Origin of the sequence: Blastochloris tepida (assembly GCF_003966715.1) — a bacterium.
In the GTDB taxonomy this organism is placed as follows: domain Bacteria; phylum Pseudomonadota; class Alphaproteobacteria; order Rhizobiales; family Xanthobacteraceae; genus Blastochloris; species Blastochloris tepida.
Window position 1 is genome coordinate 1,937,107 of the sequence record NZ_AP018907.1, and the last position, 22,844, is coordinate 1,959,950.

The 22,844-nt window shown below is 69.5% G+C and carries 25 protein-coding genes; 14 read left to right on the forward strand and 11 right to left on the reverse strand.

Annotation, left to right across the window (positions count from 1 at the left end):
- Nucleotides 1–133 precede the first annotated feature (133 nt).
- Nucleotides 134–979 carry a ModD protein gene (gene modD / locus BLTE_RS08945; RefSeq protein WP_126399490.1) on the reverse strand — a complete coding sequence of 282 codons (846 nt, stop codon included), beginning with the start codon at nt 977–979 and terminating at the stop codon, nt 134–136.
- A gap of 144 nt (nt 980–1,123) precedes the next feature.
- On the opposite strand from modD, the gene BLTE_RS08950 reads away from it, so the two are divergent.
- The 3 genes from BLTE_RS08950 to BLTE_RS08960 all read left to right on the forward strand — a co-directional run bounded on the left by BLTE_RS08950 (nt 1,124) and on the right by BLTE_RS08960 (nt 2,981).
- The gene (locus BLTE_RS08950) at nt 1,124–1,327 is read left to right on the forward strand and encodes a TOBE domain-containing protein (RefSeq protein ID WP_126399492.1); all 204 of its coding nucleotides are present in this window, start codon (nt 1,124–1,126) and stop codon (nt 1,325–1,327) included.
- 191 nt (nt 1,328–1,518) lie between these two features.
- Nucleotides 1,519–2,265: an ABC transporter permease gene (locus tag BLTE_RS08955; protein ID WP_126399494.1), complete on the forward strand. Its 747-nt coding sequence runs from the start codon at nt 1,519–1,521 to the stop codon at nt 2,263–2,265.
- Nucleotides 2,265–2,981 (forward strand): ABC transporter ATP-binding protein, encoded by a 717-nt coding sequence (locus BLTE_RS08960; protein WP_126399496.1) that lies wholly within the window; start codon nt 2,265–2,267, stop codon nt 2,979–2,981. Before BLTE_RS08955 ends, BLTE_RS08960 begins: the two co-directional genes overlap by 1 nt.
- 303 nt (nt 2,982–3,284) lie before the next feature.
- On the opposite strand, the gene BLTE_RS08965 is transcribed toward BLTE_RS08960, so the two are convergent.
- Nucleotides 3,285–4,052 (reverse strand): hypothetical protein, encoded by a 768-nt coding sequence (locus tag BLTE_RS08965; protein WP_126399498.1) that lies wholly within the window; start codon nt 4,050–4,052, stop codon nt 3,285–3,287.
- A gap of 833 nt (nt 4,053–4,885) precedes the next feature.
- On the opposite strand from BLTE_RS08965, the gene BLTE_RS08970 reads away from it, so the two are divergent.
- On the forward strand, nt 4,886–5,884 hold the full coding sequence (locus BLTE_RS08970; protein WP_126399500.1) for a hypothetical protein: 999 nt from the start codon (nt 4,886–4,888) through the stop codon (nt 5,882–5,884).
- Between the two features lie 7 nt (nt 5,885–5,891).
- Here the strand turns inward: BLTE_RS08970 and thrS are convergent, their stop codons facing one another.
- The gene (thrS, locus tag BLTE_RS08975; RefSeq protein ID WP_126399502.1) at nt 5,892–7,862 is read right to left on the reverse strand and encodes a threonine--tRNA ligase; all 1,971 of its coding nucleotides are present in this window, start codon (nt 7,860–7,862) and stop codon (nt 5,892–5,894) included.
- A 124-nt stretch (nt 7,863–7,986) separates the two neighbouring features.
- On the reverse strand, nt 7,987–8,592 hold the full coding sequence (locus BLTE_RS08980; RefSeq protein WP_126399504.1) for a TetR/AcrR family transcriptional regulator: 606 nt from the start codon (nt 8,590–8,592) through the stop codon (nt 7,987–7,989).
- A 252-nt stretch (nt 8,593–8,844) separates the two neighbouring features.
- Between BLTE_RS08980 and BLTE_RS08985 the strand changes: the two genes are divergently transcribed.
- Nucleotides 8,845–9,066 (forward strand): putative antibiotic biosynthesis monooxygenase, encoded by a 222-nt coding sequence (locus BLTE_RS08985; RefSeq protein WP_126399506.1) that lies wholly within the window; start codon nt 8,845–8,847, stop codon nt 9,064–9,066.
- A gap of 206 nt (nt 9,067–9,272) precedes the next feature.
- On the opposite strand, the gene BLTE_RS08990 is transcribed toward BLTE_RS08985, so the two are convergent.
- Nucleotides 9,273–10,616 (reverse strand): polysaccharide deacetylase family protein, encoded by a 1,344-nt coding sequence (locus BLTE_RS08990; protein WP_126399507.1) that lies wholly within the window; start codon nt 10,614–10,616, stop codon nt 9,273–9,275.
- A gap of 152 nt (nt 10,617–10,768) precedes the next feature.
- Here BLTE_RS08990 and BLTE_RS08995 point away from each other — a divergent pair, with 152 nt between their 5' ends.
- Nucleotides 10,769–11,227 (forward strand): GNAT family N-acetyltransferase, encoded by a 459-nt coding sequence (locus BLTE_RS08995; RefSeq protein ID WP_160140561.1) that lies wholly within the window; start codon nt 10,769–10,771, stop codon nt 11,225–11,227.
- A gap of 154 nt (nt 11,228–11,381) precedes the next feature.
- Here BLTE_RS08995 and yidD read toward each other — a convergent pair whose 3' ends face one another.
- Nucleotides 11,382–11,669, reverse strand: coding sequence for a membrane protein insertion efficiency factor YidD (gene yidD / locus BLTE_RS09000; protein WP_244600208.1), 288 nt, complete (start codon nt 11,667–11,669; stop codon nt 11,382–11,384).
- A 95-nt stretch (nt 11,670–11,764) separates the two neighbouring features.
- Nucleotides 11,765–12,223, reverse strand: a complete 459-nt coding sequence (locus BLTE_RS09005) for an iron-sulfur cluster assembly scaffold protein (RefSeq protein WP_126399511.1) — start codon at nt 12,221–12,223, stop codon at nt 11,765–11,767.
- 212 nt (nt 12,224–12,435) lie between these two features.
- On the opposite strand from BLTE_RS09005, the gene folE reads away from it, so the two are divergent.
- The 3 genes from folE (at nt 12,436) to BLTE_RS09020 (ending at nt 14,883) form a co-directional block, all read left to right on the forward strand.
- The gene (gene folE, locus BLTE_RS09010; protein ID WP_126399513.1) at nt 12,436–13,080 is read left to right on the forward strand and encodes a GTP cyclohydrolase I FolE; all 645 of its coding nucleotides are present in this window, start codon (nt 12,436–12,438) and stop codon (nt 13,078–13,080) included.
- A 226-nt stretch (nt 13,081–13,306) separates the two neighbouring features.
- Nucleotides 13,307–13,771, forward strand: a complete 465-nt coding sequence (gene hisI / locus BLTE_RS09015; RefSeq protein WP_126399515.1) for a phosphoribosyl-AMP cyclohydrolase — start codon at nt 13,307–13,309, stop codon at nt 13,769–13,771.
- A gap of 74 nt (nt 13,772–13,845) precedes the next feature.
- Nucleotides 13,846–14,883, forward strand: coding sequence for a patatin-like phospholipase family protein (locus tag BLTE_RS09020; protein ID WP_126399516.1), 1,038 nt, complete (start codon nt 13,846–13,848; stop codon nt 14,881–14,883).
- A 556-nt stretch (nt 14,884–15,439) separates the two neighbouring features.
- On the opposite strand, the gene BLTE_RS09025 is transcribed toward BLTE_RS09020, so the two are convergent.
- A complete protein-coding gene (locus tag BLTE_RS09025) occupies nt 15,440–16,180 on the reverse strand; it encodes a rhomboid family intramembrane serine protease (protein ID WP_126399518.1) in 741 nt (246 codons plus the stop codon).
- A 360-nt stretch (nt 16,181–16,540) separates the two neighbouring features.
- Between BLTE_RS09025 and BLTE_RS09030 the strand changes: the two genes are divergently transcribed.
- The 4 genes from BLTE_RS09030 (at nt 16,541) to BLTE_RS09045 (ending at nt 19,754) form a co-directional block, all read left to right on the forward strand.
- Nucleotides 16,541–17,164, forward strand: coding sequence for a PAS domain-containing protein (locus BLTE_RS09030; RefSeq protein WP_126399520.1), 624 nt, complete (start codon nt 16,541–16,543; stop codon nt 17,162–17,164).
- 58 nt (nt 17,165–17,222) lie between these two features.
- Nucleotides 17,223–17,846: a PilZ domain-containing protein gene (locus BLTE_RS09035; protein ID WP_126399522.1), complete on the forward strand. Its 624-nt coding sequence runs from the start codon at nt 17,223–17,225 to the stop codon at nt 17,844–17,846.
- An 83-nt stretch (nt 17,847–17,929) separates the two neighbouring features.
- Nucleotides 17,930–18,805, forward strand: coding sequence for a DMT family transporter (locus BLTE_RS09040; protein ID WP_126399524.1), 876 nt, complete (start codon nt 17,930–17,932; stop codon nt 18,803–18,805).
- Between the two features lie 331 nt (nt 18,806–19,136).
- A complete protein-coding gene (locus BLTE_RS09045) occupies nt 19,137–19,754 on the forward strand; it encodes a transglutaminase-like cysteine peptidase (RefSeq protein ID WP_126402126.1) in 618 nt (205 codons plus the stop codon).
- Nucleotides 19,755–19,882: 128 nt separating this feature from the next.
- On the opposite strand, the gene BLTE_RS09050 is transcribed toward BLTE_RS09045, so the two are convergent.
- From BLTE_RS09050 to BLTE_RS09060, 3 genes are all read right to left on the reverse strand, one after another.
- Entirely contained in the window at nt 19,883–20,278 is a 396-nt protein-coding gene (locus BLTE_RS09050) for a hypothetical protein (protein ID WP_126399529.1), read from the reverse strand.
- A gap of 163 nt (nt 20,279–20,441) precedes the next feature.
- Nucleotides 20,442–20,987 (reverse strand): gamma carbonic anhydrase family protein, encoded by a 546-nt coding sequence (locus BLTE_RS09055; protein WP_126399531.1) that lies wholly within the window; start codon nt 20,985–20,987, stop codon nt 20,442–20,444.
- Between the two features lie 18 nt (nt 20,988–21,005).
- On the reverse strand, nt 21,006–21,329 hold the full coding sequence (locus BLTE_RS09060) for a DUF6949 family protein (protein ID WP_126399533.1): 324 nt from the start codon (nt 21,327–21,329) through the stop codon (nt 21,006–21,008).
- Nucleotides 21,330–21,550: 221 nt separating this feature from the next.
- On the opposite strand from BLTE_RS09060, the gene BLTE_RS09065 reads away from it, so the two are divergent.
- Nucleotides 21,551–22,708 carry a glycosyltransferase gene (locus tag BLTE_RS09065; RefSeq protein ID WP_126399535.1) on the forward strand — a complete coding sequence of 386 codons (1,158 nt, stop codon included), beginning with the start codon at nt 21,551–21,553 and terminating at the stop codon, nt 22,706–22,708.
- Nucleotides 22,709–22,844: the final 136 nt, after the last annotated feature.

A 22,844-nucleotide genomic window follows, 5' to 3' on the forward strand; every position in this document is an offset into this window, starting at 1 on the left:
CTGATCGGCCGGAAACCGTATGAAAAGTTCAAGTTTCGATTCGGAGTCCGGAAATGCCGGCAAGTCATTGATATGACGGCGTTTAACCCCTCCTCAGATCCTGCTTTTAACGTGCCGATTCTGAGATTTCGATTCAAGCCGGGGCGATGCGCACCGCCACGTCGAGCGGCTTGGCGGCATAGGGCGCCGAGGTGACGATGACCCGCGCCCCGGCCGCCACATAGGCGCCGGCTCGCTCGGCTGTGATGCCGCCGGCCGCGGCGATGAGGGCGTGTGGCGCCGCCGTACGCAGCCGAGCCGCCAGCTCGGCCACCGCCTCGACCGCGAACTTCTCGGCCTGGATGACACCGGCGCCGGCCGCGGCCCACACCACCCCCTCCTCGACCGTGGCGACCTCGACCACGATCGCGCGCTCCGGCGCGCCGCGGCGCAGCCGGGCGATGGTCGCAGCCGGCGGCTCGCCGCCGAGGAAGGCGCGATGCTCGGCGAACACCAGGATGGTCTCCGACAGGCCCAGCCGGTGCGGCACCCCGCCCCCGGCCATCAGCCCCTTCAGCGACAGCGCCTTGGTGCCCGGAACCATCTTGCGGGTGCCGGCGACGGCGGCATCGGGGTCGACGGCACGCGCCGCCGCGACGATCGCCCGCGTGGTGGTGGCGATGCCCGATGCCGTCTCGATCAGAAGCTGGCCCATCTTCCAGCCGCGGTGCAGTGCACCGGCCGGGCCGCGCGCGGTCAGGATCGGCGCCCCCGCATCCAGGGCCGCGCCGGAGGCCGCGAACGTCTCGACCGTGCAGCCGGCCCGCGTCAGCAGCCTTGCGGCATCCTCCACCGCCGCCGCCACCATCGGTCCGCGGGCTGCAAAGGTCATCACGCCGGGCGCGTCGCCGATGCCGAGCAGGTGGGTGGTGAGGTCGCCCAGCGGAACGTCGTCCGCAAGGAGGGCGTCGAGCGCGGCATCGCCAAGCGGAAACGGCATGATCTTCGGACCTTGTTGGAAATCCGTCTGCGGGCCGGCGCCTGAGCGGCGCGGCCATTCCCGGCTCGACCGAACCGGGGCGTTTCGCTATGTATCCGCCGATACGGCGGGGCGGCAAGCCGCCGCCGGAACTGAGAGGACGACATGAAGATTTCCGCGCGCAACGTGCTCAAGGGCAAGGTCATCGAGGTGACCAAGGGCGCCACCACCTCCCATGTGAGGCTCGATGTCGGCGGCAACATCATCACCGCCGCGATCACCAACGAGGCGGTCGACGAGCTCGGCATCGCCGTCGGCAAGGACGCCTTCGCGGTGATCAAGTCCTCGGACGTGATGATCGGGGTCTGAGACAGGCACGCCGAGAGCCGGTCGTCGCCTCCGATCGCGCGTTTTCCGGAAGCCCATGATTCCACGCATGAAGATTCGCGTGTTTCGACGGTCTTGCGCATCGACGTGCTGGGCTGCGCATACTGATTTGTTGGAATGATTCGGCGTCGGGAGAGGCCGCACATGACCGTTCCCGCCGCTCATTTCGGCCTGTGAACGCGGCCGCCCGCCTCGCCTGGGGCGCCGCCGGTCTGGCCGGGCTGGTTCTGGCGTGGGAGGCCGGCCACCGCGCGCTCGGGCCGCTGGTGCTGCCGGCGCCGGCCGAGACCTTCGCCACACTCGCTGCCCTCATCCTCTCCGGCAAGGCCGGGCCGGCGCTCGCCGTCACCGCCGCCGATGCGCTGGGCGGCTGGCTCGGCGGGGCGGTGCTGGGCGCGGCGCTGGGGGTGGCAGGCGGCCTCGTGCCGCCGCTCGGCGCGGCGCTGCGGCCGGTGACCACCGTCATTCTCGGCGTGCCGCCGATCGCCTGGGTGGTGCTGTCGCTCCTGTGGTTCGGGCCGGCGGGCCTGAGCGCCGGCTTCACCGTGCTGGTGACGGTGCTGCCGATCGTGTTCGCCGGGGCGTTCCAGGGCATCCTCGCCCGCGATCCGGCGCTGGGCGAGATGGCCCGCGCCTTCGGCGCTCCGCCGCTGCTGAAGCTCAGGGCGCTGATCCTGCCGCAGCTGCTCGATCATCTGCTGCCGGCGCTCGCCACCGCGCTTGCCTTCGCCTGGAAGGTGGCGGTGATGGCCGAGGTACTGGGCGGCGGCACCGGCATCGGCGGCGAGATCGCCACCGCGCGTGCCCATCTCGACCTCGCCATGACGCTGGCCTGGGTGATGCTGGCGGTGGCGCTGCTGCTCGCCTGCGACGCGGTGCTGCTCAACCCGATCCGCCGCCGGGCGCGGGGGGCGGCGTGATGCTGGCGTTCGACGGCGTGACGGTCGATTTCGGCGACGGGCCGGTGTTCGACCGGCTCGATCTCGCAGTCGCGCCCGGCCGGCTGGTGGCGCTGCTCGGCCGCTCCGGCTGCGGCAAGACCACCTCTCTGCGGCTTGCCGCCGGCCTTGTCGCGCCGGCCTCGGGCCGGGTCGAGAACCGGTTCCGCCGCACCGCGACCGTGTTCCAGGAGCCGCGCCTCTTGCCCTGGGCGGACGCCACCGACAATGCCGCCTTCGGGCTCGCCGCCTTGGGCGTCGGGCGGGACGAGCGCCGCGCCCGCGCCGCCGGCCTGCTCACCGGCTTCGGCTTCGCGCCGGGCGATCTCGGCAAGCGCCCGGCGGAACTGTCGGGCGGCATGCAGAGCCGGGTCGCCATCGCCCGCGCGTTCGCGGTCGAGCCGGATCTGGTGCTGATGGACGAGCCGTTCGCGGCGCTCGATGTCGGGTTGCGGCGCGAGTTGCAGGATCTGGTGCGCGAGGCGGTCGAGCGCCGCGGCACCGCGGCGCTGTTCGTCACCCACGACGTGACGGAGGCGATTCGCCTCGCCGACCGCATTCTCGTGCTGTCGCCGCGGCCGGCGCGCGTGGTGCTCGATGCCGCGGCGGCGCCGACCGCCGACCCGGCCGCCATCCATGCCGCCGCGGCCAGTTTCCTGGCACTGCCGGCGGTGCGCGGCGCCCTCTTGGAGCGCTGAACGGACCCATTCTCTGCAGTTTCCGGCTGCCGCTCGGGATACCGGAAACGGGCGTCATACGGTTTCCGGTTGATCCCTTCGGGATACCGGAAACGGTCCCGCCGAAAACCCTTGTTCGAGGGCAGGGTTTTCGGCGATCGGAATACGGTTCTCCGGCTTGATCAGCCGGAAACCGTATCATGCCAACGGCCGCGAACGCGGGCCGTTGGTTCCGGTCGCGGGTTTTCGCGAAATCTCTGATTTCCCAAAAGAAAATCCGCGAGGGTCAACGGCCCCACGCGTCAGCGTCTGGGGCCGTTGGTGTCACGACAAATCGCGGAACGCGAGGTTGCGCACGTCCTCGATCAGGTCGAGATCGTCCTCGGCGCCGTCGTCGCGGCCGGTCGTCATCGTCAGGGTGCGGACCAGCTTGGCGTGGCGCAGGAGGGTGAGGAACCGCTCGGCCTCATCGATCGTCATGGCCGGCTTCGGCGCGCCGGGCGGCACTTCGGCGGCCTCGACCGCCGCGCAAAGCTCGGCGGCGATCTGCGGCGTGATCGGCTCGGCCATGATCCGCAGCAGGCATTCGTGCACCGCCTCCCGGCCCTGCGCGCTCTGGACGAGTTCGCCGACCGTCAGGGCCTGCCCCTTCTGCGTGCCGGCCTCGATATAGACGGCGATGGCGCGCAGCGGAAAACCGGGATCGAACCGCTGAACGACGAAGCGCGCCAAGGCCCGGTAGAACTGGCCGATCCAGGCCCGGTCGGGCCGCTCGAATCGGTTCTCGAACACCGCCCAGGCGATGCCGGAGGTGTGGGCGCACAGGAACTTGGCGACCAGATCGGTTTCGTCGAACGCCATCGGCACCGGTTCGGTGGCGGTGGCGCACATGCAGATGTTGAAGATGCACTGGATCGCATTGAAGCGCTGCGGCGCGGCCTGGTCATAGGCCGTCTTCACCGCCTCGATCTGCTGCAGGGTCAGTGCCCCACCCTGGCGGGCGGCCGCCTCGCGGATTTCGGCGAACACCTCGTCGCTGACGCGGCGCGCCGTGCCCAGGCAATGATGGGGACCGGCAAACGTAGGGGGCATGTTCGGTCCTCCCTCCGGCGGAGCCGCCCGCGACACCATCGGATGACGCCGCCGCATGGAAGTTGGCTCCAGGGACAACTCACGAGACCGCCGGACGATCCGAGCCGTCTCCCGTCGGTTGCGACGGTCTCCGGTTGATCCCTTCTGGATACCGGAAACGGTCCATCCGAGAATGGTCTTGCCGAAAACCCTTGTTCGATCACAGGATTTTCGACGATCGAACGACGAAACTCCGGCCTGACCGGCCGGACTTCGTATGATCAGGCGGACACGTCCGCGCCGCCGTGGCGGCGGGTCCATCTCCAGCCTCGCGCCTCCTGCGCCGTGGCAGGAAACCGTGCCGCGCGGGAGACGAGGCGCTCGGCGGCGCCTCGCGCGCTCCGAACTCCCGCGGCAAGCGAAATCCGGCGCCGGTGCGGGCCGGCCGCTGCCTGCCCGTTCGTCCCGGTTCGGCCGGCGCGGAGGCCAGCCTGTTGAAGCGTGGGGCCGTGGAGCGCGCGGCCTGACGGATCAGACTGTTTGCCCGCCGACGCGCGCCTTCCGTCCTCCATACAATCATAAATTATGGCCGATGACATCATCAGCGCGAAGTATTACGGAGAACTTTGCCGTTACCGTTAGGAAACTCCGTACACGGCCAAGGCGCGGACCGCGAGGCAGCGATGCGACCGCACCGGAGGCGACCGGCCGGCGCGGCGCGGGTCGGTCATCCTCCCCCACAGCCGCACCGCCCGCGGGCGGGTCGCACCGGGCTTGAAACAGCCGTGTTTTCCGACCTAATTACGCGCATGGAACGGTCCTTTCCGGCTCCCCCGCACCGGCGGCGCAAGTGTTTGAGTCTGTCGCGTGCCGGTCTCGCCGCGGCAATGCTTGCGCTGGCGCAGCCCGCTGCCGCCCAGCTTCAATATGCGCCCGGCGCGACGCCCGGCTTCTCGGCCGTTCCCAAGGCCGTGCCGGCCGCGCCCCCGGCGCCGGCGCCACGCGAGGGGCGCATCGTCGAGCCGAAAAGCCCGCACACGGCGATTCCGGCGATTCCGCGCGGCAAGGTGGCGCTGGCGCTGGCCGCCCGCTACAGCGCCGAGGGTGCGGTGATCCAGGCGGCGCTGCACTGGCGGGTGTTCGCCGCCGCGCCGGACGCCAACGGCAATCACGTGCTGGTCGGCGAATCCCACGACGCCATGCCGATCTTCGCGCTCGATCCCGGCAGCTATGTCGTCCACGCGGGTTACGGTCTCGCCGGCTACGCGAAGCCGGTGACGCTGGCCAGCGAGCCGGTGCGCGAGACCTTCGCGCTGCAGGCCGGCGGCCTCAAGCTGCAGGCGGCGCTCGCCGACCACCTGCTGCCCGCCGCCAAGGTGTCGTTCGACATCTACGCCAACAGTCTGGTCGGCGGCGGGCCGGAGCGGCTGCTGATGCGGCAGATCGAGCCCGGCGCGCTGGTGCTGCTGCCCGAGGGCATCTATCAGGTGGTCTCGGCCTATGGCGACGCCAATGCGGTGGTGCGCGCCGACGTGAAGGTGCAGGCCGGCCGCATCTCCGACGCGACGCTGCGCCACCGCGCCGCCGCCATCACCCTCAAGCTGGTCGCGGCACCGGGCGGCGATGCCATCGCCAACACCGCTTGGTCGGTGCTGACGCCCGGCGGCGACGTGATCAAGGAATCGATCGGCGCCTTCCCCTCGATGGTGCTGCAGGAGGGCGACTACCTCGTCATCGCCCGCAATGAGGGCCGCTCGTTCTCGCGCGAGATCAATATCGAGCCGGGCAAGGACGGCGAGATCGAGGTGCTGGCCTCCGACGCCGCGCCCGGCACCGGCCGCCGGGCGCAGTGAGCGGGGATCACCCCGCCGCCCGCTCGCGCTTCACGTCCGGGGGCGTCGCCTCCTCGACCAGCGCCGCCAGGGCGTCGGCGAACGACGCCGAGGTCTGGTTCTGGCTGCCGAGGCGGCGGATCGACACGCCGCCGGTCTCGGCCTCCTTCTTGCCGACCACCAGCAGCACCGGCACCTTGGCCAGCGAGTGCTCGCGGACCTTGTAGTTGATCTTCTCGTTGCGCAGATCGATCTCGGCCCGCAGGCCCGCCCGGCGCAGCTTGCGCAGAATCTCCTCGGCGTACGCATCGGCGTCCGAGGTGATGGTGGCGACCACGATCTGCAGCGGCGCGATCCACAGCGGGAAGTGGCCGGCGAAGTTCTCGATCAGGATGCCGGTGAAGCGCTCCATCGAGCCGCAGATGGCACGGTGGACCATCACCGGCGCCTTCTTCTGGCCGTCAGCGTCGATGTAGAAGGCGCCGAACCGCTCCGGCAAATTGAAGTCGACCTGGGTGGTGCCGCACTGCCAGTCGCGGCCGATGGCATCGCGCAGCACGTACTCGAACTTCGGCCCGTAGAACGCGCCCTCGCCCGGATTGATCGCGGTCTTGATCCTGCCGCCCGACTGGGTGGCGATCTGGTCGAGCACGCGGGTCATCACCTCCTCGGCGTGGTCCCACGAGGCGTCCGAGCCGACGCGCTTGTCCGGCCGGGTCGACAGCTTGACCACGAGATCGCTCTCGAAGCCGAAATCGGCGTAGGTGGTGAGGATCAGCTCGTTGATCTTCAGGCACTCCGCGGCGAGCTGGTCCTCGGTGCAGAAGACGTGGGCATCGTCCTGGGTGAAGCCGCGCACCCGCATCAGCCCGTGCAGCGCGCCCGAGGGCTCGTAGCGGTGGACGACGCCGAACTCGGCGAGCCGCAGCGGCAGGTCGCGGTAGCTCTTCAGGCCGTGCTTGAAGATCTGGACGTGGCCGGGGCAGTTCATGGGCTTGAGCGCGAACACCCGCTCGTCGCCGGTGGCCTCGCCGGCCGACTGCACCTTGAACATGTTCTCCTTGTACCAGCCCCAGTGGCCGGAGATCTCCCACAGCTCCTTGTCGAGCACCTGGGGCGCGTTGACCTCGCGATAGTCGGCGGCGAGGCGGCGGCGCATGTAGGAGGTGATGCCCTGGAACAGCGTCCAGCCCTTGGGGTGCCAGAACACCACGCCCGGCCCCTCCTCCTGGAAATGGAACAGGTCCATCTCGCGGCCGAGCCGGCGGTGGTCGCGCTTCTCGGCTTCCTCCAGCATGTGGACGTAGGCGTCGAGCTGCTCCTGGGTCTGCCAGGCGGTGCCGTAGATGCGGGTGAGCATCGGCTTGGTCGAATCGCCGCGCCAATAGGCGCCGGCGACCTTCATCAGCTTGAAGGCGGTGCCGACCTGGCCGGTGGAGCGCAGATGCGGGCCGCGGCACAGATCGAACCACTCGCCCTGCTTGTAGATCTTGAGGTCCTGGCCGTCCGGAATGGCGTCGACCAGCTCGACCTTGAAATATTCACCCTTGTCGCGGAACACCTTCTTGGCTTCGTCGCGGCTCCAGTATTCCTTGGTGAACGGCCGATCGCGGGCGATGATCTCCCGCATCTTGGCTTCGATCTTGGGCAGATCGTCGAGGGTGAACGGCTCGTTGCGGTGGAAATCGTAATAGAAGCCGTTTTCGATCACCGGGCCGATGGTGACCTGGGTTCCCGGCCACAGCGTCTGGACGGCCTCGGCCATCACGTGCGCCGCATCATGGCGGATCAGGGCGAGCGCGTCAGGCGCGTCGCGGGTGACGATCTCGATCTTCGCATCGCGGTCGATGGGGTCGACGAGATCGGTCAGCTCGCCGTCGAGCTTCACCGCCACCGCCTTCTTGGCGAGCGACTTCGAGATGCCGGCCGCGACGTCGAAGCCGGTGATGCCGGGCTCGAAGGCGCGCTGATTGCCGTCGGGAAATGTCAGGGTGACCATCGAAATCTCCTGCTCACTCCTGCGAACGAACGCAGGTAAGCCAACCGGACGATTGGGGATGAGGCCCGCACGCCGGGTCCGGGCCGGCGGCGGGGCGGAAACCCGGCCCCGAATAATACAGGGCTCAGCGCGGTTCAATTCGCCCGACGATAAGCCGCATATAGGCAGCCACCTCGTCGCGGTCCTCGGCGAGGGTCGCGGTCAGGAGCCGGTACCAGATGAAGGCGATCCACAGCGTCACCCGGCGGTCGATGTCGTCAGGTGAGATCTCCCCACGCTCGGCGGCGGCGGTGAGCAGCGCGCGCATCGGCACGCGACGTTCGGGCAGGAAGCGGTCGCGTAGCAGAACCAGCGCCTGCGCGTCGGCCTGGGCCTCGGCGACCAGGGCCCGGAACGCGACGCCGGCGGGGTTGGTGCGCCAGAAGCGCCAGAGCGCCAACGTGTAGTCGGTGAGGTCAAGGACGAGGTCGCCGCGCCCTGGGATGACGATCGTCGAGGCCTTTTCGGCGCGGTAGATGGTGAGGAACAGGTCGGCCTTGGTCGGCCACCACCGGTAGATGGTCGGCTTGCCCGCCCCGGCCCGGCGCGCCACCTCCTCGATCGAGAACCCGGCATAGCCGCGCTCGGCGATCAGGTCGCGCGCCGCCGCCAGGATCGCCGCCTCGGTGGCCGGGTTGCGCCGGGCGCCGATGGACCGGCGCAGTTTCGGGGGTTCGGCTGAATCTGCCATCGCGTCACTCCTGGCGAACGAACTTTCGGGCGAACGAACTCTCGAGCGAACGAACTCTCGGGCACTCGAACTCCTGGCCGGTTGGACTCTCGTGCGCTCAGACTGTTGGGCACTCGAACTCTTGGGCACTCGCCCCCCTGGGCAACCGAACCCCTGGGGCACTCGAACTTTCGGCGATTGACATAACGAAACGGCTCGTTTAATTCAAGACTAACGGAACGGCCCGTTCCGTTTTACGCTTGGAGCATTCTCATGACGACGACCCTCGCCAAGCCCGGCCTGCTCGGGCGCGCCCGCTTCCTCGCCATCGCGATGAGCGGCGCCTACCTGTTCCTCAACGCCCTGATGCTGCTGACCTCGCCACTGACCGCCGGCTGGCCGATGTGGGGGGTGACCGCCCTCAACGTGCCGCCGATGGTGCTGGCGATGGTCCATTTGGTGATCCCGCTCGCCCGGCGCGTGCAGAGCGCCTGAACGGCGATGATGCGCCCCGCCGCCGAGTGCGGCCGGTCCGATGCCCCTGTCCCGAACCGCCGGGAAAAATCGTCGGATGAGATGCGCGGCCGGCGGAACACGGCGACGATGGTCCGCACCGAATGCCGGACCGCCCCGTTACACGGTTTCCGGTTGGTCCCCCTCGGGATACCGGAAACCGTCTCGGAGTCTCGCGCCGGCTGACATCATGGCCGCTGCCACGGCCAGCGCAGGCGAGGTGCCCGGTCTTCCATGGCGGCGCCGGCTTCGGGCGGCGCGTCCGAGCCGGCATCGGGCAACTCGGCCGCAGGGGACAATTCGTTGTCCGTATCGCCCACCGGTTCGCGTGTCGGTTCCGGGACATGCTTCGCCTGCGCAGGCTTGCCTTGCGCAGGTTTCGATTGGCCGCGATCGGTTGATGCCGCCGGCTGGCGCGACCGCACTGGCGGGGGTGCACCCGTATCGGCGCTGCCGGGAGCGCCGATACGGGCCAGATAGCGTTGGTAACGACCCTCCAGGCGGCGGGCGAACTCGTCGTAATGGTCGGTATCGCCGGGGCGAGAGTCGTAACATGTCGCGGCAACGACGGGCGAGCCGGCGGCCAACAACTCGGAAACGGTTACGAATTCGTAACCCTTGGCCCTGAGCTGGGCAATGATCGCCGGCAGCGCCTCCTCGGTGTGCCAGCCGCGGCCATTGGCGTGGAACAGCACGATCGACCCCGGCCGCACGCCGCCGACCACCGCGCCCACCATCTGCGCCGCGGTCTGGCCGGGGGTGGGATCGCCGGCCGAGACGTCCCACTGGATGGCGCGCAGCCCCAATTCCCCCACCGCCGCCAGCGATTTGGCATCGCAGGCGCCGAACGGAAAGCGGAACAGCGACAAGCGCGGTGGCACCGCCCGCCCCTCCAGCGTGCCACCGCCCGGCACCACGCAGCGCGGCGCCAGCGTCTGGTCCATCCCGGCGCGTACCGCCTCGTAGGCCGCCTGCGCCCGCGCGACCTCGTCCCGCAGCGGCGCCCCGGCGAGAATCCGCAGGTCGCGATGCTCGAAGGTGTGGTTGCCGAGCTCGAACCGCCGGTCCGCCATCAGTTGCAGCGCGCGCTCGCGATGGGTCAGCAGCCATTTGCCGCCGGCGAAGAAGGTGGCCTTGACGCCGTTGTCGCGCAGCACATCGACGATGCCGCCCTGATAGCCGGCGATCTCGTCGGGCTGCTCGCAGAGGTCGAAGGTCAGCGCCACCAGCTTACGGCCGGGCGGCAGGTCCACCCGGCGGACCACGCCGCGCTTGGCAAGCGGCGTGAACGGCGCCAGCGGCGCGCCGGTAACCGTAACGTTGGCCTCCTTGAACCCGCGGCGCACGCGGGCCTCGCCGTCCGTCATGCGCAGCGCGGCCGGCGCCCAGCACGCCTCCTCCGCGCCGGCCGGACGCGGCTCGGCGACGGCCGCGGCGAGCAGGACCGCAAGCGCGGTGGTGCCGGCCGCGACCCGCCACCGGGGCGCGCTACGCCAGCCCCCGGCCCGGCGGCCTGCCTGCTGCTCGTCCATGCATTCCCCCACACGTCCCCGCCGGCCATCCTGAAGCTCGGCACCAGACCTTCCGGCACTTGGACTTCCGGCGCTTGGACGTCCCTTGCCGGGCACGGATGTTCGGCGCCGCGGTTTCCGGGTATCAGGATGCGACCGTTGGAACCCGTTCGATGCCGAATCTTTCTCAATACTATCGCCTGGAGCCGGCCGAGAGCCCCGAAGATTGGGCGGCCTACCATGCAATCCGCCGCGATACGCTGTTCGCCCGGCTGCTGCCGCGCCACCCCTATGACAAGAACGACCCCGACGAGTTCCTGTCCGGCCGCACCTCCTGCGTGCTCAGATACCGCGACGCGGTGATCGGCGTGGTGCGCATCGACGAGATCGACCCGGAGCGCGTCGGCCTGCGGATGATCGCCGTGCGCGACGACCTGCAGCGCGGCGGCCATGGTCGGGCGATGCTGGCGCTGGCCGAGCAGCAGGCGCGGGCGGAGGGGCGGTCGGAGGTGATCATCAACGCCCACCTCACCGCGGTCGGCTTCTACCTCAAGCTGGGCTATGCGCCGGGCGAATGGGCCGACCCGGCGCCGGTGCCGCCCGGCACCATCCGCGTCGGCAAGGTGCTGTGAGGGGCGCGAGTGGTGACCGAGCGCTAATGCAAGGGGCCGTCGCCTCCAGGATTTTCGTTATTGAGATCAATGCTGTAGGGCGGAATAACGTCAGCGTATTCCGCCAGCATCGGCCGCCTCGGCGCAATAGGCTACGCTATTGCGCCCTACAGAATTACCGCCCCGCGGCGCGGTCGAGGTCGATTCCCTCCAGCAGCGAGCCCTCGGGCTCCGGCCCAGGATTGGTGGCGCGCCACAGCCCGTAGCGCCAGGGCAGGTACCAGCGCGCCTTCTCCGGCACCCGCTCGCAGACGAAGTCGAGCCCCGAGGTGCCGAGCGGCGTGCAGCGGCACAGCCGGGCGAAGCCCATCCAGCCGCCGGCCCACAGGCCGTGGCGGGCGATCGCCTCGTCCATGTAGGACGAGCAGGTGGGCAGATGCCGGCAGCCGCGGCCGGCCAGCATCGAGAAGCTGAGCTGGTAGGCGCGGATCAGCCCGCGCGCGGCGAGCGCCGGCAGGCGGACGGCCCCGGCGAGGACGGCGCGGGGAGACGACGCCGTCACATCACCTCCTGATTGGCGGCGGCGGCCTCGCGCGCCTCGATCTGGGCGATCGCGTCGACCACCGCGTCGAAGGTGAGCAGCGTCGAGGCGTGGCGCGCCTTGTAGTCGCGCACCGGCTCCAGCACCTCGATGTCGGCCCATTTGCCGCCGGGCGGCGCGCCCTTCTCCTTGAGCATGCTGCGCACGGTCTCGCGCAGATGGCGCAACTCCTCGGCGTTCGAGCCGACGATGTTGCGCGCCATGATCGAGGACGAGGCCTGGCCGAGCGCGCAGGCCTTCACCTCATGGGCGAAATCGGTCACCACGCCGCCCTCCATCTTCAGGTCGACGGTGACCGTCGAGCCGCAGAGCTTGGAATGGGCGGTGGCGGTGGCGTGCGGCTCGGTCAGCCGGCCGATGCGCGGGATGGTTCCCGCCAGTTCGAGGATGCGGCGGTTGTAGACGTCGTTGAGCATCGCGCAAACGTGATCTTGGCCGGGATGTTGGCCCTACCGGCCTGTTCGGGGTGCGACGATAGCATATATGGATGTGCGGACGCGACGGCGGCAAGCTCGCCGGAGCGAGGTTCGAGGCGCGGTGGTCCGGTTCAGGCTCCGCGCCGTACACGACCCAGCCGATCCCGGTGACACCCGGCGCGTTTCCCCCGCGCCGTCGAACGGAGACCTCGATGGACGCCAGCGTCGCCCCCCTGTTCCCCCAGGCCAAGGACACTCCAACCCAGCCGACGCCCCCCGTGGCGCGGCCGAGCCGCGCCGAAGCCGAAGCCGCCGTGCGCACGCTGATCGCCTGGACCGGCGACGATCCGACCCGCGAGGGGCTGATCGACACCCCGGCCCGCGTGGTCAAGGCGTATGAGGAACTCTATCGCGGCTACGGCGAGGATGCGGAGGCGTTCCTGGAGCGCACCTTCTCAGAGACCGGCGGCTATGACGACATGGTGCTGGTGCGCGACATCCCGTTCCATTCGCACTGCGAGCACCACATGGTGCCGTTCTTCGGCAAGGCGCATATCGCCTATGTGCCGGTCGACCGGGTGGTCGGCCTGTCGAAGATCGCCCGCATCGTCGATGCCTTCGCCCGCCGGCTGCAGACCCAGGAGCACCTGACGGCGCAGATCATCGGCACCATCGACGAGGTGCTGAAGCCGCGCGGCGTGGCGGTGCTGATCGAGGCCGAGCACATGTGCATGACCATGCGCGGCGTGCAGAAGGCCGGCGCCTCGACGCTCACCACCCAGTTCACCGGCGTGTTCCGCGACGACCCGGCCGAGCAGGCGCGCTTCATGACCCTGCTGCGCCAGGGGCGCGGGTGACGTTTCGCGGTCATACGGTTTCCGGCTGATCAAGCCGGACAACCGTATTCCGATCGCCGAAAATCCCATTATAGAACAAGGGGTTTTCGGCGAGATCGTTTCCGGTATCCCGAAGGGATCAACCGGAAACCGCATCAAGCCCGTATCGCGCGCGGACCGGCCGCAGCGCCATGCCCGCTGCCGCGGCCGGTTCGTTCGCCGCCGGTTCTTGCGCCCAAGGATCATCATGTCCGCTGAATACCAACGCTTCTCGCCGCGCGGCACCGCCGCCGAGATCGAGGAGGGCCTCGCCCTCGCCCCCAAGTTCGATGCCGACGGGCTCGTCACCGCCGTAGTCACCGATGCCGGCGACGGCACGGTGCTGATGCTGGCGCACATGAACGCCGACGCGCTGGCGCTGACCATCGAGACCGGGTTCGCCCACTACTGGTCGCGCTCGCGCAAGGCGTTGTGGAAGAAGGGCGAGACCTCCGGCCATCTGCAGCGGGTGACCGATCTGCGCATCGACTGCGACCAGGACGCGGTGTGGCTGGCGGTGGAGCAGACGGGCGACGCCGCCTGCCACACCGGCCGCAAGAGCTGCTTCTACCGCCGCATCCCGCTCGGCCGGGCGCCCTCGCCCGCGCTGGAGATGGAGTTGGTCGACGGCGAGCGGCGGTTCGACCCGGCCGCCGTCTACCGCCGGACGTGACCGGCTTCGCGCCGTCGTCACATTCGTGGTCTACGTGAATCGCATGCGCCTGCCCCCCGCAGGCCGAGGCATAGATGGACGCCGAACGCGATCTCAATCGCCTGCGCCCGCGGCGGCGCGCTTTCTTCTCCATCATGCGGCGCGGCCGCGCCCGACCGGCTCCGCCGGAAGAGCCTCCGCGCGCCGAGCCCCGGCGGCCGCGACCGACGCTCGGGCTGGTGCTGGGCGGCGGCGCCGCGCGCGGCCTCGCCCATATCGGCGTGCTGAACACGCTGGCGGAAGCCGGCATCATGCCCGACGTGATCGCCGGCACCTCGATCGGCGCGGTGGTCGGCGGCTGCCATGCTTGCGGCAAGCTCGAAGCGATCGAGACCTGGGCGCGCCGGCTCAACCGGCGCCGACTGCTCGGGCTGATGGACGTCTCGCTCGCCGGCGGGCTGGTCAGCGGCGAGCGGCTGGCGCGGCTGCTGGTGCGCGAGATCGGCGACCTCGACATCGAGTCCCTGCCCTGCACCTTCGCCGCCATCGCCACCGAGCTCGGCACCGGCAACGAGGTGTGGCTGACGCGCGGCGGGCTGGTGCCGGCGATGCGCGCCTCCTACGCGCTGCCCGGCGTGTTCCCGCCGGTGCGGATCGCCGGGCGCTGGCTGGTCGATGGCGCGCTGGTCGATCCGGTTCCGGTCAGCGCCGCCCGCGCGCTCGGCGCCCGGCTGGTGATCGCGGTCAATCTCAACACCGAGACGCTGGGCGGCCGCGGCGGCGTGGTGCCCGCCTTCGGCACCGACGGCACCGAGGGCGGGGAGAAGGTGCGGCGGCGGCAGCAGCGCGCCAGCACCTTCCGCCAGGACCGTCTCACCCGCCGCCGCCTGCTCGAAACCCAGAGCGGCGTGCCCGGCCTGCCGACGGTGATGGTGGAAGCCTACAGCGTGATGCAGGACCGCATCTCCCGCTCGCGGCTGGCCGGCGATCCGCCCGACGTTCTGATCGGCCCCAAGGTGGGGCGGATCGGCCTGTTCGATTTCCACCGCGCGGCCGAGACCATCGAGGCCGGGCGCATCGCCACCGAGGCGGCGCTGCCGGACATCAAGGCCGCGCTGGCGGCCCTGGCGTGATGCGGTCGTGCGGATGACCGGCTCGGCCCATTCTTCCCTCTCCCCTTGCGGGCTACGGCGTTCACGGATTTGAATCGCCTGGGCCGAGAGAGATCGAGCCGAAACGCGATCTCTTTCGGCGTGACTTGCGCCTGCGGCGTCTGGCACAAGCCCGCCGTCGTCATGGCCGGGCTTGTCCCGGCCATCCACGTCTTTGTTTTCAAATAGGTTTTCAAGACGTGGATGCCCGCGACAAGCGCGGGCATGACGAGTTCAATCCTGCGGCCTCCGGTAACTGCCGATCCACCGCGTTCTCGATGAGACATCCGCAGCCTGTCCATTAAGCCATTGATGGCTCAGCACAGAATCAGATCCATGAATCCCGTAGCTCTTGCGGGAGAGGGTGGCGGGACCGAGCATCAGCGAGGTCACGCCGGGTGAGGGGTGCAGATGGGCGAACGCTGAAGGATTCACCCCTCACCCGCCTCGCGATCTGACGATCGCTCGGCACCCTCTCCCGCAAGGGGAGAGGGGAAGAAGGCGGCTTTCCTTCGACGACTGTTCCAGGCCGGACACCCTATGACCACCGCCGGCCGCCGATCGGGTCGAACAGCGCGAAGCCGACGAGGCCGGCGACGAAGCCGCCGAGGTGCGCCTCCCAGGCGATGGTGCTGCCGGCGAAGTCGCTGCCGAGGCTGCCCAGGCCGAACAGGAAATTGAGCAGCACCCACACCGCCAGGAAGGCGACGATGCGCGGATCGCGCAGCGCCTGGGCGAGCGGCAGCGCCGGCACGCGAAAGGCCGCGGCGCCATGGGCGCGGAAGGCGCTGAGCGGACCGCCGGCCTCGAACACGAACCGTGCCGCCGCCGCCATGCAGCCCGACAGCGCCGCCGAGGCGCCGACCAGCGGCAGCGGGTCGCCAATGTGCAGCACAAGATGGGCGGCGGCGCCGGCCGCCGCGGTCATGACGAAGAAGCCGAGAAAGCGCGCCGTGCCGAACCGCCACGCCACCGGCGACCCAAAGGCGAGAAGCCACACGCTGTTGATGGTCACGTGCCCCCAATCGGCGTGCAGGAACGCGTAGGTGACGAAGGTCCACACGTCGGCGGCCACCCCGCCCGGCCATTCGACGAGGCCCATGGCATCGCCGCCGTAGCGGGCCGGGATGAAGGCGAAATAGAGCAGGATGTCGACGCTGGCCTCCCGCCCCACCAGCTCCCGGATGAGATGCACGGCGACCAGGGCGCCGGTGAGCGCCAGCACCACCTGGGGCACGTTGAACATCGGCTCTGCGCGCGGGCGGTTGAAGGCGTCCATGGTCACTCCCGTATGGATGTCGCAGCGGCAGTGTCCGCCCCGGGGATGGAACGGACCGGCGGGACCGGCGGCCGGAGGCAAGCGGTGGGCGCCCGCCATCCGGACGTCAAGGCATGACCCGGACCGCGTCCGCGCGCAAGGCAGACCCGCGCACCTGCAGCCTGTGGATAGCCGCCAATCCATCAAATTGCACACATGCCCGTAGCCCCCGCTTAACGGTGGGGGAGCCATAGGCGTCGCCCGCCGAATTTTCTCCGCCTTCGCGCTCCAGGTGCTCGTTCGCGTCACAGGAGCTCGAAGGCGACTGAGGCCCGGCACGCCGTTCCGCACGGAACCGGCCGGCCGCAACGGAGCCGCATCATGAAACACCCGATCCTGCGGGATCTGTTTGCGGAGTGGACCCGGTTGAAGGGCAATGGCCGCGCCCCCGAGCGCGCCATGCTGTCGCCGGCCGCCATTCCGGGCGTGCTGCCGGATGCCGTGGTGCTGGCATTCGATCCCGCCGCCGGGCACCCGGTGCGGGTGGCCGGCTCGCGGGTCTGCGCGCTGTTCGGCCGCGAGCTGCGCGGCCACGGCCTCGTCGCGCTGTTCGAGCCGGCCGAGCGGGCGGCGGCGGCGGCGCTGGTCGAGGGCATCGCCGACGCCCAGCTTCCGGCGCTGGCGGCGCTGGTCGGCCGGAGCGCCAGCCATGGCGAGCTCGACCTGCAGCTCCTGCTGCTGCCGCTGCGGGTGGATGGCGAGACCCACGAGCGGCTGCTCGGCGGGCTGGTGGGCACGGCGCTGCCGTGGTGGCTGGCGCGCGATCCGGTGCGCAGCCTGCGGATCCGCTCGCTGCGCAACCTGCAGGACCCGCGCAGCCTGCAAAGCCCGCGCGAGATGCAGGACCCGCACGACCTGCGTCACCCGCGCGAGGCCGGCGCGGCGCCCGCCCGATCCCTTGCCAACTTTATGAACGCGCCCCAGCGGAAGCTTACGCGGTGTTAACCAAGCGCGAACATCATGGTGCGTCAGGGAACCCTGTCTCCAGCCTCAATGCCGGGCCATGGCCGACGCAGCGCAAACACTCCGGCTGAACACGGCCGAACGACGACGCCACCAGCGCGTCGCCGTCACGCTGCTCGGCCGCTTCATGCTGGAGGACCAGCAGGAATATCCCTGCCAGACACTCAACATGTCGCCGGGCGGCGTGGCGCTGATTGCGCCGGTGCTGCCGCGCAAGGGCGAGCGCGTGGTCGCCTATATCGACCAGATCGGCCGGATCGAGGGTGCGGTGGCGCGAGTGTTCGAGCACGGCTTCGCCATGACCATCTCGGCCACCCTGCGCCGGCGCGAGAAGCTGGCCGAAGCGCTGACGTGGCTCGCCAACCGCGGCAAGCTCGGCCTGCCGGAAGACCGCCGCCACGCCCGTCTGGCGCCGCGCGATCCGCGCTCGATCATCACGCTGCCCACCGGCTCGACCTTCCCGTGCCTGGTTGTCGACGTGTCGCTGTCGGGTGCCGCGGTGCGCAGCGAGATTCGCCCGCCGGTCGGCACCCGCATCACGCTCGGGCGCACCCCGGCACGGGTTGTGCGCCAGCTCGAGAACGGCTTCGCCGTCGAGTTCGCCCGCTACCAGCAGCTCTCGACGCTGGAGGAGGAGCTGCGCATCCCCGACCCGGGGTTCTGACAGCCATGCTGCGCCGCGCGCCGCGTTGACGTGGCCGGCGAAACCGGGCACGCAGCGGCTTTCCCCCCGGCCCCGTTCCATCGATGCCCGCCTCGTCCAGATACGCCGCGCTCGCCGGCATCGGCCTGATGCTGCTCGGCGTCATGATGTTCTCGCTCAACGACGCCATGGGCAAATGGCTGGTGGCGACCTACACGGTCGGCCAAGTGGTGCTGATCCGCTCCGCCGCCTCGCTGGTAATGCTGACGCCGCTCCTGATGCGCGAGGGTCTGGCGCGCGTGCTGCGGCCGGAGCAGCCCTGGCTGCAGGCCGGCCGGGTGGCCGCCGCCACCACCGAGGTCGGCATCTTCTATTGGGTGCTGAGCTACCTGCCGCTCGCCGACACCATGACCTTCCTGATGGCCTCGCCGATCTTCGTGGTGGTGATCTCGGCCGTGGTGCTGCGCGAGCGGGTGGGCCCGCGGCGCTGGCTGCTGGTGGCGATCGGCTTTGCCGGCGTGGTGATCGCGCTCCGCCCCGGCGCCGGCTCGGTGTCACTGCCGGCGCTCGGCGCGCTGGTGGGGGCGCTGATGTTCGCGCTGATGAATGTGGCGAGCCGCATGCTGCGCGGCAGCTCCGATGTCACGCTGGTGTTCTGGCAGGCGGCCGGCGCGCTGCTGCTCGGCGCGGCGCTGGTGCCGTTCGGCTGGGTGGAGCCGAGCGCGCGCGATTTCGTGCTGCTGGCGCTGCTCGGCCTCGTGTCGTCGGTCGCGCACATGTGCGTGACGCGCTCGCTGAAGCTGGCGCCGGCCTCGCTGGTTGCGCCCTATCAATACACCTTCATCGCCTGGGCGGTGCTGTGGGGCTGGCTGATGTTCGGCGAGGTGCCCGACGTGCAGACGCTGATCGGCGCGACGGTGATCGTCGCCACCGGCCTCGTGCTGCTGTGGTCGGAGGCCCGTCCCGGCCGGCGGACGTGAGCCGGGTGCGGCCTGGATTGCGGTCGCTGGCAGACCTCGGTTGTGGAGAATTTGAATCGAATTCGCGTCGGGTTTGCCGAAAACTCTCCTCGCATTCGCATCAAGTTCGCGATTCATTTTCGGCAAAATAAAACATCATTTTCCGCGTATTCGATTCAACATTTCAGAAACATTGATTTGAGCGTTTAGCCCGCATTCAAAGTATCTGTGCCAGTCTTGCTCCTGCCCTGGGGAGGGTCAGATGGACAAGACAGACAAATCGACCTTGAGATATCGGCACAAAGCCGGGACTGTCTGGGCCGCCGGCGCAGGCGGCTTCGCTCTGTTCGCCATGAGCGTGTTCTTCGATCACGCCTCGGTGAGCGCTGCGCCCATCCGCCCGGCCCCGGTGATCCGGGCACTGACCGAGAAGCCGATCTATATCGCCGTCGGCGACTATGCCCGCCCGCCCATGGGCTGGGTGCAGTTCTGCAGCGAGCATGCGGAGGACTGCCGCGGCGGGCCGACCGCGCCGCGCGACGTGCGGCTGACCGCCCCGAGCTGGACCCATCTCGTCGAGATCAACGACTACGTCAACGAGACGATCAAGCCCGCCACCGACCTCGATGTCTACGGCAAGGTGGAATACTGGACCTATCCGGGCGAACGCGGCGACTGCGAGGACTATGTGCTGCTGAAGCGCAAGCTGCTGCTCGATGCCGGCTGGCCGCGCGAGGCGCTGCTGATCACCGTGGTGCGCGACCAGCGCGACGAGGGCCACGCCGTCCTCACCGTGCGAACCGACCATGGCGAGTTCATTCTCGACAATCAGGTCGCCGATATCCTGCCCTGGCACGAGACCGGCTATCGCTTCGTGAAGCGGCAGAGCCAGTCCGATCCGAACCGCTGGGTGGCGCTCGGCGACAACCGGCCGCAGACGCCGGTGACCTCCTCGGATCACCGGCCCTAGGGCATTTTCCGCAAAAGTGGATACCGGTTTTGCGAAAGAAAATGCGGGGAGACGCGGTCGCTGGCGCAATCGCTCAGACATCCTCGCCACCAGCGCCCAGGCCGCCGCCAGTCACGGCCTAAACGCGGTCAGGTGGCAGGGCTTGCGGCCGGTTCCTGCGGCTTCGGTTTCTGAAAGACAATGCCGCACCGCCTCTGAATGGAGGCCTGTTCGATCGCTTCCATCTCACCGCGCAGGCGCGCCAGCTCCGCCGTCTGCTGGTCGTTGCCGCCGATGAAAAACAGCGCCGGCCAGAAGACGACGAGGCCGACCCCCATCGCCACGGCATCGCGGCTGGCCTTCTCGTCCTGCGCGCCAGCGACGGTGGCGGCGCGGGCGGAGACGCGCTGGGCTTCCTCGCCGAGCTGGCGGCAATCCAGGCGCTCGTACTGCAGGGGCGAGACGTAGGCCGCTGAAATGCTTTCCGCGCGTTTGGCGCATGCCGTCAAAAACACTGCCATCGCCACAATCAAAGGTAGATGCATTGCCAACTCCGTAACCATAGAATTATGGTTATCGAAGTTGTTCCGTCACGGCAATACAACTAAAGAGTGCAGAAGCGCCGCTTCGCCGGGCGCCCGCCAATAGCTCCGCAAATCCGGTACCCAGGTCTGCGGCGAATGCTCCTTGCCGAGCCGACCCGTCCGGTCAGCGTCCCGGCGGGGGATCGATGCAGGTCAGGCCGGCGGCGTAGCGCTTCCAGTTGGCGACATAGCCGGTGGCGGATTTGGCGAGCCGCGCCACCGCCTCCGGATCGAGCGCGCGCACGGCCCGGGCCGGCGCGCCGACGATCAGCGAGAAATCGGGAAACGTCTTGCCCTCGGTGATGAGCGCATTGGCGCCGACGAGGCAGCCGCGGCCGATCACCACGCCGTTGAGCAGCGTCGCGCCCATGCCGATCAGCGACCCATCGCCGATGGTGCAGCCGTGCAGGATGGCGTGGTGGCCGATGGTGCAGTCGGCGCCGATGGTGAGCGGAAAGCCCATGTCGGTGTGCAGCATGGCGCCGTCCTGCACGTTGGAGCGGGCGCCGACATGGATCAGCTCGTTGTCGCCGCGCAGCACCGAGCGCCACCACACGCTGGCCTCGTCATCGAGCCGGACGCGGCCGATCAGCACCGCGTCGGGCGCGACCCAATAGCGGCCGGGCGGCGGAAATTCCGGGCTGATGCCATCGAGCGCATAGATCGGCATGACTTCCTCCGCGCGGGCTCACACGAGGCCGAGCGCGCGCAACATCACGATGACGGTGGTGCCCGACATCAGGCTCCAGAAGCCGGCGATCATCGTCGCCAGCGCCACGCCGATCGGGTTGTTGTTCTCGAAGCGCTCGCGCCGCACCGTGTTGCGGACGATGATGAAGGGCGCCGCGAACACCAGGAATGGCACGTGCGCATAGGCCGCCGCATTGCCGGTCAGCAGCGCGTGGAAGCTCGCCGGCCGGGCGACCAGCATCTGGTAGCCGGTGGACAGCATGCCGGCGACGGCGAAGCCGAGACCCAGGGCGATGAAGTTCTGAACGGTTTCCGGCGACACGACACGACCCCCGCATTCTGGCGACGGCCCGCACGCGGGCTCATCGGGGCGGAGGTTAACACGCCCTTAACCGGGCGCGCCGCAACTTCGTAAACGAAGGGTTAACGGCGGCGCGCGGCCGGCGCGTCTTCCTTCTGTCACCGCGATGTGCCAATCGCCGCGGCGGGTGATAATTGCCCCTGCCCCGCGCCCCCGCCGGGGCGCCGCTCTGGACCGGACGGATGAAGGTTCTCCTCGCGCACAATCGCTACCAGCATTATGGCGGGGAGGATGCCGTCTTCGACGCCGAGCGGGCGCTGCTCGCCGAGGCCGGGCTGACGGTGACCGCCCATGTCGTCACCAACGACGACATTACCGGCTTCGCCGCCCGGCTGCGCAGCGGGCTTGAGGCCCCCTACAGCCGGCGGGCGCGCGCGGCCTTCGCCGCCCAACTCAGGCGCGACCGGCCGGACGTGGTGCACGTCCACAATCTGTTCCCGCTGCTGACGCCGTCGATCCTCGACGCCTGCCGCGACGAAGGCGTGCCGGTGGTCGCCACCCTGCACAATTACCGCACGCTGTGCGCGAGCGGCCTCAGGGTGCGCAACGGCGTGCCGTGCAGCCTGTGCGTCGAGGGCTCGCCCTATTGGGCGGTGGTCCACCGCTGCTACCGCAATTCGCTGCCGGGCTCGCTCGCCGCCGCCAACACGGTGATGCTGCACCGGGCGCTCAAGACCTGGCAGCGCAAGGTGCGGCTGTTCATCACCATGTCCGACTTCGCGCGCGCCGAGTTCGTCGCCGCCGGCTTTCCGGCCGAGCAGTTGGTGGTGAAGCCCAACTTCGTGCCCGATCCCGGTCCCGCCGCCGAGGATGGCGCCAAGGACGGCGTGCTCTATGTCGGCCGGCTCAGCTTCGAGAAGGGCATCTTCGTCCTGCTCGAGGCGTGGAAGAGCGCGAAGACGCCGCTCACCATCATCGGCGACGGGCCGGAAATCGAGGCGGTGCGCGCGGCGCAGTCGCCGACCGTCACCTTTCTCGGGCCGAAGAACACCGCCGAGGTGCTGGCCGCCATGCGCCGCCACCGCTTCCTGGTGGTGCCCTCGATCGTGTTCGAGGGCTGCCCGCGGGTGGTGGCGGAGGCGTTCGGCGCCGGCCTGCCGGTGATCGCCTCGCGCATCGGCTCGCTGCAGGAATTGATCCAGGACGGCGTCAACGGCCTGCACGCCATTGCCGGCGATCCGGCCTCGCTCGCACGGACGGTCGATGCGGCAGCGGCCGACCCTGAACGCGCCGCCGCGCTCGGGCGCAATGCCCGGGCCAGCTACGAGCAGGCGTTCACGCCGGAACAGTCGCTGCGCGCCCTCCTCGCCGCCTATGGGGCGGCAATCGGCCGGCCGTAGGCGCGGCGGCGCGTCCGGCCAGCCGGCGGCACGCCCCGCGTGTTACGATGAAATCCGCAAACCCTCAGGTTGCACCAAGATCACCGCGCCCAAAAAGCAAAGCCGGCGAAATCCTGCCTTGATAGAAGCCCAGAAT